Origin of the sequence: Pseudomonas sp., assembly GCF_037994325.1 — a bacterium.
GTDB lineage: Bacteria > Pseudomonadota > Gammaproteobacteria > Pseudomonadales > Pseudomonadaceae > Aquipseudomonas.
Map to the genome: position 1 here is coordinate 1 of NZ_JBBNAH010000486.1, position 2,948 is coordinate 2,948.

Annotated in this window: 4 protein-coding genes and 1 pseudogene; 3 read left to right on the forward strand and 2 right to left on the reverse strand. The window is 61.2% G+C overall.

What is annotated here, in order from left to right; all coding sequences use genetic code 11:
- Positions 1 to 96 (reverse strand): annotated as a pseudogene (locus AAAB16_RS16520) (LysR family transcriptional regulator); the annotation flags it as partial.
- Between the two features lie 153 nt (positions 97 to 249).
- On the opposite strand from AAAB16_RS16520, the gene AAAB16_RS16525 reads away from it, so the two are divergent.
- Genes AAAB16_RS16525 through AAAB16_RS16535 form a run of 3 tightly spaced genes read left to right on the forward strand, consistent with a single transcriptional unit; the run spans position 250 to position 2,206 of the window.
- Positions 250 to 486 carry a DUF1127 domain-containing protein gene (locus AAAB16_RS16525; protein ID WP_340664299.1) on the forward strand — a complete coding sequence of 79 codons (237 nt, stop codon included), beginning with the start codon at positions 250 to 252 and terminating at the stop codon, positions 484 to 486.
- Between the two features lie 33 nt (positions 487 to 519).
- Positions 520 to 1,017: a DUF3291 domain-containing protein gene (locus tag AAAB16_RS16530; protein WP_340664300.1), complete on the forward strand. Its 498-nt coding sequence runs from the start codon at positions 520 to 522 to the stop codon at positions 1,015 to 1,017.
- Positions 989 to 2,206, forward strand: coding sequence for a winged helix-turn-helix domain-containing protein (locus AAAB16_RS16535; RefSeq protein WP_340664301.1), 1,218 nt, complete (start codon positions 989 to 991; stop codon positions 2,204 to 2,206). Before AAAB16_RS16530 ends, AAAB16_RS16535 begins: the two co-directional genes overlap by 29 nt.
- A gap of 136 nt (positions 2,207 to 2,342) precedes the next feature.
- Here the strand turns inward: AAAB16_RS16535 and AAAB16_RS16540 are convergent.
- The coding region (locus AAAB16_RS16540; RefSeq protein WP_340664302.1) for a sulfatase/phosphatase domain-containing protein at positions 2,343 to 2,948 on the reverse strand (606 nt) is incomplete at its 5' end.

The following is a 2,948-nucleotide window of genomic DNA, read 5'->3' on the forward strand; positions in this document are numbered from 1 at the left end:
GTTCACCGCTTCGGCCGCGCGGGTAAAACCGCCCAAGTCGGCAATGGCGACAAAGGTGCGTAACAGTTCGCTGTCGATGCCGACGTAGCTGCTCATTGGCTTAAATCCTATTCATCAAACTGGCAGATGGGTCGCATAAGAAACATTCGTTGGATTGATCTTAGCCGCGCGCAGAAACTTGCGCCATCCCCTAAGCGCAGCAGTTCGTCGCACACCTTACGGGGGGCATTGCACATGGAGAGCTCAATCATGAAAGCGCAAAAAGGTTATGCCATCGCCACCGCCCTGCCACGGGCCAAATTACGTTCCGGTGAGCGCCTATTGGCACGGCTGTGGAAGCAAGTGAAACGTTGGAATGAACTGGCCAACCAACGCCGCCTGCTGGCCAGCATGCCGGACGCTACGCTCAAAGACTTAGGCCTGTCCCGTGCCGACCTCGAGCAAGAAGTTGAGCGGCCATTCTGGGACGATCCCCTTAGCCGTTAAGCCGCCAACCACATTGCAATCAAGGAAGCCTGCATGAGTGCCACGTACCACCTGGCCCAAGTCAATATCGCTCGCACCCTAGCCCCGCTCGATGACCCATTGCTGCGGGGCTTTGTTGAGCAGTTGGAGCCCATCAATCAACTAGCCGAACGCAGCCCAGGCTTTGTCTGGCGCTTGCAGACGGAAGAGGGCGACGCCACGTCGATTCAGCTGTTTGACGACCCACGCCTGATCGTCAATCTATCGCTCTGGCAGTCGTTTGAAACGCTGAAAAACTACGTCTACAGCGGCGACCATCTCACCGTGCTGAAGAGCAAAAAACGCTGGATGGAAAAACTCGACACGCCGTCGCTGGCCCTATGGTGGCTGCCGGCTGGTGAGCGACCGACCGCGCAGGACGCCAAGCAGCGCCTGGCCGAATTGGCCGCTGATGGCCCGTCGGCGCGTGTATTCACCTTCGCCAGACCGTATCCTGCACCCGACGCTGAACAAGGTGCAGTTGATGTCCAAACCGCTGACGCTATCCGTTAACCAGGCGCGCCGTCTGGTGCTCAGTGCCCAGGGCTTTGCCGGGCGCAGCGCTGCCGCCGAGGTAAAACCGGCGCGGCTCAATCAACTGATTGAACGGCTGGGCGTGGTGCAGATCGACTCGGTCAACGCCGTGGTGCGCTCGCATTACCTGCCCCTGTTTTCGCGCCTGGGCAACTACGATTCCGCCCTGTTGGAACAAGCGGCCTGGAGCTCAGGCAAGCGGCGCACCCTGTTCGAATACTGGGGCCATGAGGCCTCGCTGATGCCCCTCGGTCTTTACCCGCTTATGCGTTGGCGCATGCAGCGCGCGGCCCAGGGCGAAGGCATTTATAGCCAGTTGGCGCAGTTCGGCCGTGAGCGGCAAGACGTGGTGCAGCGCGTGCTGGCCCATATTCGTGACCAAGGTGCCACCGGTGCTGGCGCGCTGAACACCCGCGTTGAACGCGCCGGCCCGTGGTGGGACTGGAGCGAAGAAAAGCTGGCGTTGGAATGGTTGTTTGCCGCCGGTGAAGTCACCGTGGCCGGCCGTCGCGGCTTTGAGCGCTTATATGACGTGCCCGAACGCGTGCTGCCCAGCGCCTTGCTCAACCACCCGGACATTGAAGAAGCACCCGCCCAGCGCCAACTGTTAATGCGCTCGGCAGCAGCCTTGGGCGTGGCCACCGAAAAAGACCTGCGCGACTACTTTCGCCTCGACCCGCGCGACAGCCAGGCAAGGCTGGCCGAGTTGCTGGAGGCAGGTGAGTTGTTGCCGGTCACGGTAAAGGGCTGGGACAAACCAGCCTACTGCCTGCCAAACCTCAGCATTGCGCGCGCGGTCAACGCCTCGGCACTGTTATCGCCGTTTGACTCGCTGGTATGGGAACGGGCCCGCACCGAGCGGCTGTTCGACTTCCGCTACCGCCTGGAGATTTACACCCCGCAAGCCAAACGGGTGTATGGCTACTACGTGCTGCCGTTTCTGCACAACGAACGCATAGCGGCGCGCCTGGATGTGCGCGCCGAGCGGGCGAGTGGCCGCCTGCATGTGCATGCCTTGCATGAGGAACCGCTGGGGTTGGATGAAGAAGGGATTCACGCGTTAGCGCGCAATCTGCTGGAGATGGCGCGCTGGTTGGGGTTGCCAGAGGTGTGGGTGAATTGCCCGAAAGCGCAGAGTGAGCGGTTGCGCAGTGCATTGGCGGGCTAGTGCAAATCGTAGGTTGGGTTGAGCGCAGCGAAGCCCAACAGGCCGGCCGTAGGACGGCGCGTGTCGGTCTAGAGATAAACCGATACGCGGAGCCCTGCGGGCTCCATGTTGGGCTTCGCCTACGGCTCAACCCAACCTACGGCTGAAACGGCGACTTACTCAATACCACCCCGGTCTCCGCCACGTACTGATGCCAATGCTCCAGCAACTCCTCAAGCTTCGCCGGCTGACTTTTGGCCAGGTCATGAATCTCGCCAGGGTCTTTGCTCAGGTCGTACAGCTGCCAGGTCGCCGGGCCGACCGGAGCGGGCAAATACACGGCTTTTAAGTCGCCTTTACGAATAGCGCGCATGCCGAACAGTTCCCAGCCGGTCACGGTGTTTTCGTCGTGAATCTGCTCGTTCTCGCCACTCAAATAGCCCAGCCAGGATTTCCCCCGCGGCTCCGCCACTTCACGGCCGCGCCATTTCTTGCCGGGGTGGCGCACGCCGGCCAGGTCGAGAATGGTGGGGGTGATGTCCATCACCGTGCTGAATTCTTTGACGATCTGCCCTTGGCGTTCGAAGCCTGGGTAACGTACCAAGGCCGGCACGCGTATGCCGCCTTCGGTGGTAAACGCTTTGTACAGGCGCGACGGCGCGGTCGCCGCCTGCGCCCAGCGCGGGCCATACCAAACATACGAGTTAGCGCGGCCGATGTTTTCCAGGCTGTTGTCGTAATAGGTGTCGAGGTAGGTGAGCAG